We start from the raw sequence: 5327 nt of genomic DNA on the forward strand, positions 1-5327 counted from the left end.
GTTCCGGTGAGGAAGGCAAACTCCCTTTAAATTTCATAGGGTAAGGTTGATTTATATCCCAAAGTTGAGCAGTGACAACAGGAAATCCATGATTCAGGTCACCTCCCAACAAGCTGAAGACCACTAGCTTGTTCATTACTGCCCTTGTTAGTTGTTGGTTGTTGGTTATATCATTAACCAATAACGAATAATTAATTACTAAATTACAAAATCTTCTGTGATCTGGAAGTTATCAAGAGCAACTTGGATGCTAAAGTGTTCCCCTATTTCCACATCAAATTGTGGCAATTGCACGTAGTCATCCTGACTTCTGGCTTGAATTTGCTCAAGCGTTTCCGCCGATGAAAGCAAAGCTAACTTGATATTAGCAGGTAAGTAAAGTTCTCCACCCGCAGGATGCAATTGCACGCGCACGCTAACTTGTCTATTTGCTTCTGGTATCAGAGCAACAAGTAACACAACAGACTGAGATTCTATTTGCATTCCCAAGTCGATTAACTTAGCTCGCCTAATGCCAGACTCTACTGAACCAGAGGTACTTCTGAGATTTAAAGCTAGACTGCTGAAATTTGACCCCAGTAGTGTCTCCAGTGTTTGCCAACTAGCTGAGTAAACTCCCTCTAGCCACTGACTGAGATTTTCTCTTACCTGGTTAGAGGTCTGTCTATTTTGATACAACCGTTGTCGCCATTGTTCGTTTTCTAGCAGCGCTCCCCAAAGGCTAAATGGGACTGCGAGTCTGGGAAACGTAACTGAGGAACTGCCTAACCGCTGCAAGAGGTTTTCTGCCTGGGTAGCTGGCAATTCTGGCAGTGGGTTTAGCGTTGCTAAAGTTGCTTCTCCCCAACAAAATTGGTAGGTCATCCAAAATGCGTTTAGGTCTTTTGTCAGATGCCTCGCATCCATACAATATGTACGGTCAATTGGATCGTAACTACCTCTAGATTTCAATTCCTGGTGAGTAGTATAGCCCCAAACTCGCACCGATTCCCCATCTGGTTTTACTTGCACTGCTAAATAATAGTCTGCTGCCCAACTGGGAATATCTACCCATTCTTGAGGTACTTCTAATTCACTATCATCAATTGCTTCACTAGGAATTAATAAAATTCGTTTTCCACCGACTGCAATTGCAGTTCCATTTACTCCGTCCCAAAAGGCAGGAAGATCGGTTGCGTCGGGAACATATTCTGTTTTTATCCAATCTAAAAAGGCATAGAGGCAAATTTGATTAATATAGGCACACCAGCGACTACTAGATGTTGCATAAACCTGGCTTTGCTGCCAAGACTGCGCCTGTAAGGATGGTGAAATTTCTAATAACCACTCTGTTGGTTCTGTAAACGTAAAAGTCATTGACTGTATCTCCTTTTAATTAAGAAATCAAGCTATCGCCATAGCGAAATCTAAGCCATTCTTCCAAAGCTGTACTCATATCTTTAACTAGGTTGGAAGTGACAGAGATATTCAATGTTTCGTGACTCCAGCCAATCAATGCTGCTAGTAAGGATTCTCTAGCTTTGATTAGCCGACGGGAAACAGTAGGCTGACTAATCTGCAATTGCTCGATAATTTGCTGCTGAGTAAATCCCTGTTTGTAATACAATTTCAGTATTTCCTGGCATTGGATATCGAGAGAAAGCAAAGCTGTTAACAGTACAGCGTTTATCTGAGATAGTTGATTTTGTCGATTTTCGTCATCCTCTTGAGCTATCATGTCAGCCATTAACGATTCAGAGGTAGGGTCTGGTAAACTAGACATCTGGTCGGAATCTTCCCCTGACTTAGGTACATTCAGAGAAGCAACTGAGCGATAGAGATAAGCACGCACGCAAATAGCAGTTTTAATTAACCACTGCTCAATTGTCTGGGAATTGCATTCTGAACCAGGTGGAGTTAACTGGCTTCGTCGTTCGGTATTGTAGAGATTGGCGATCTCTTCCCACAAATTGCGATCGGGTTCTGGTAACTTGTTAGTCCCTCCTGAGGAGTTTTGAATATACAGTTCTTTAAAACAAGTCCAGGCTAAACGATACTGGGCAATTTGCGTCGTTGATAATCCCGCATTGTCCAAAGCTTCTAGCACCTGCTTTTTGCTTACTTTTCGTAGCAATCCCCAGTTAGTGCAAATATCAGCCTCTTTGCGTTGACGCAAGATGTCTTTGAGTAGACTAGGAAATGCCATACTGGCATAGGCTTTCAAACTGGAGCTTCTGTCTGGGTTAAAGTTTTCTAAGACAGTTTTAACTTCGGCGCTAGCCATCTGAAAATAATCAGCTAACCCATATTGGGTATTAGTAAATCTTCTATCTGTTTTGTAAGCAGCCCAATAACAAGGTTCTTGTAAATAAGCGGACAAATGAGTTCCCGCTAGACTGTTGGAGGAGTTGCGCCAGTTCTTATGCCAGTAAAACGCCCAAAAGTTTTCTGATGTTGGTACTTCCGCTAAATGCCCTAAGCAATTTTGGATACTTCGACGCAGTTTGCTATCTGTCAACCATTTACTAAATTGGTCCTCGTCAAGCTGCACGAAGGTTGAGAACATCTCAGTAATTTCTTGACGAGGACGCATAGGCAATTTAAACTTTTCAGACTCAACGATGTCTAGCATCCTGAGTGGCGGAACTTAACTGCATCCTAAGCATATCGCAATAGTCTTGGCTGAATAAAGCCCCAGCTTCCAACCAATTAGTTAGTGAAGGGGTTAAAAACTGTTACTTGGCTTAGTAGGAGCGAAGCTGCTACGAAGTGCCATGAGAGATGCGATCCGATTGGGGTAAACATTTAGCTGTTAAGACAGTTTCGATGAATTAGAACCTCCAGGGATTTGCGCCAAAAACCTAAAAAACTTCCTAGCATACAACTTTGAGAAATGACTTGGTACTTGGTTACACCTTCGCTCTAACTGGATCTATTTTAAGCCGACTACAACCGTAGGAATTACGCAAATTGCTTGAAATTAGCGGTTAATCCCTCGGTTTTGTTTAGCTTGTTTAGTCTGATTGGTACAAGTTGTAATAGCTAAAAAGTTTGTGTTACCACCTGAATAAAAATCTGAAAGCAAACCAATTTACCCAATGAAGGGGTTGAAACCCGGAGTAACTAACTTAAACAGTCATTTGAACAGGAGAAACCGCATCATGAAATGTTTCACAACAAAAACTTTGAAATATTTTGTAACTATTGCTACTTTCAGTGCAGCCTTAACTGTCGGTTCAATTACCTATACTCACGCAACACCTCAACCCTTTAAGGGAGAAATTTTAACTGAGACTTCTGCGAAGCTTGCTAAACCCTCTATCACTGTTGCACAGGCGAGTAGTATGACTGGTGTGTGGAACTGTAATGATGGTGGAGTTTACTTTATTCGTCAAGTAGGGAATCAGATGTGGTGGTACGGTCAAAGTAGTGATGGTGGAACCAGTTGGTCAAATGTATTCCATGGCACAATTACAGGAAACAAGATTCTTGGCAGGTGGGCGGATGTTCCCAAAGGTGATATTAGAGGTTATGGCGCGATGACGCTGAAAATTTCAGGCAATCGCATTCAAAAAATCTCAGGCGGGCAGAATTTTGGTGGTACTGTGTGGAGTCGTTAGAGTAGACTTTGTCATAAACTGCGGACATTGACTCTTAACTAATCCAAAATCTAAGATTCTCAAGACTCCCCAATTAACGTAAAAGCTGCCCGGTTCAAGGGCAGAGAGTCTTTCTTCATTGTTTCTAACCTTACTTGACAATACTTCTCAGTTAACTGCAAATCGAAATTTTTGAAGTACTAGAAGGTTTATTCTTGCTTCTGCTTAATCAGATTAATGTCAACTGCAAAGCTTAACTGAGAAGTATTAACACGCTTTGCACACTTTAATAGATTACTCCTGATATGTCAAAACGTTTCGTAGCTCTGTCCGCTTTTAGTATAGCCAAAGCTATAGATGTTCCATGAGTAGCAACGGAACAAAATGACTGATTGCCACAGCATAACACTAAATTCCGGATGTTAGAAGAAGTAAGCGGTGTAACCTACAGCTAATGAGTAATATCCCGCCAAAACCGAGTCAATATAGCTTTTCTATAAGCAGACATTTAACTGTTGCAAAATGTGAAGTTATCCAATACCAGTCCAATTCTAAAAAAAATTAAGGAGGCACACACTATGAAAAAACTGAATTATTATGCAGTTTTGTTTTCTGTTTTTCTCTCTATTAGTGAAAGTTCAGTCATTCCACTGCACGCTCAGGAAAATCTTGGAACTCTTAAACAGCCACTCAACGTTGCAAGCCAACTAATTTGGCCAAAAAGACAAGTCCCAGTTTGCTGGACAACACCAGGCTTTAACACTGAGAAAGACTGGGTAATGTCAGCAGTCAATAGTACATGGGAGAAGGAATCAGGAATTGACTTTATAGGTTGGGGGGAGTGTCCTTTGACTGGTTCACTTTCAATAGATTCACTACTTCCAGGAATCCGGATTGCAATCAGTGACGAAGGTCCACACGCTAAAGAATTAGGTCGCAAGCTCAATGGACACCCTTCGGGCATAATTTTTAACTTCACTTTCAACAACTGGAGTACAGGATGTCAAAGCAGTCGAGAAAGCTGCATTAGGTCAATTGCTGTACACGAATTCGGTCATGCAATGGGATTTGCACACGAACAAAATCGTCCCGACACACCATCAACATGTACAGAAGAGAAGCAGGGTTCCAATGGCGACACGACCGTCGGTGTATGGGACTTGAGTTCAGTGATGAACTACTGTAATCCAAACTGGAACAATGGCGGTCAATTAAGCGCGACCGATATTGAAGGAGCGCGTCGCTTCTATCCTTTTCCCGAGGAATATCCAAACGTTACGGCTGTTTGGCAACAGGGAAACTATGACGAAATCCAGGTGTACGAGTGGTCGTATGCAGATTATCGGAAGAAATACGATGAACTTTGGAACCAGGGTTGGCGGCTGCATATTCTAAATAATTACGTTGTTAACGGTCAGGTACTGTACACCGCTGTTTGGCGACCTAGTACTTCTGGGGATACTCTTGGGGAAATCCAAGTATATGATTGGTTATATGTAGACTTTAGAAAGGAATACGATGAGCTTTGGAACCAGGGTTGGCGGTTGAAATTATTGGATGTTCATTAAAGGTCATATATATTGATTGACATTCTGGTGCTTTCAGTCTCAGGCACGATTAGAGGAAACAAGATTGTTGGCAGCTGGGCGGATGTTCCCAAAGGTGACATTAGAGGTTATGGCGCGATGACGCTGAGAATTTCAGGTAATCGCATTCAAAAAATCTCAGGCGGGCAGAATTTTGGTGGTA

General features: G+C 41.9%; 4 protein-coding genes. 2 read left to right on the forward strand and 2 right to left on the reverse strand.

The annotated features are described in order from the left end of the window. Positions 1-198: 198 nt before the first annotated feature. Positions 199-1356 carry a DUF1822 family protein gene (locus ACEW80_RS01665; protein WP_373524931.1) on the reverse strand — a complete coding sequence of 386 codons (1158 nt, stop codon included), beginning with the start codon at positions 1354-1356 and terminating at the stop codon, positions 199-201. Positions 1357-1375: 19 nt separating this feature from the next. Then, positions 1376-2611 carry a sigma-70 family RNA polymerase sigma factor gene (locus ACEW80_RS01670; RefSeq protein WP_373524932.1) on the reverse strand — a complete coding sequence of 412 codons (1236 nt, stop codon included), beginning with the start codon at positions 2609-2611 and terminating at the stop codon, positions 1376-1378. A gap of 529 nt (positions 2612-3140) precedes the next feature. Here ACEW80_RS01670 and ACEW80_RS01675 point away from each other — a divergent pair. Together ACEW80_RS01675 and ACEW80_RS01680 are read left to right on the forward strand one after the other, a co-directional pair. Continuing rightward, positions 3141-3599 (forward strand): hypothetical protein, encoded by a 459-nt coding sequence (locus ACEW80_RS01675; RefSeq protein WP_373524933.1) that lies wholly within the window; start codon positions 3141-3143, stop codon positions 3597-3599. Between the two features lie 557 nt (positions 3600-4156). Then, entirely contained in the window at positions 4157-5146 is a 990-nt protein-coding gene (locus tag ACEW80_RS01680; RefSeq protein WP_373524934.1) for a M12 family metallopeptidase, read from the forward strand. The last annotated feature ends 181 nt before the right edge of the window (positions 5147-5327 follow it).

Origin of the sequence: Nostoc sp., assembly GCF_041747015.1 — a bacterium.
In the GTDB taxonomy this organism is placed as follows: Bacteria; Cyanobacteriota; Cyanobacteriia; order Cyanobacteriales; family Nostocaceae; genus Nostoc.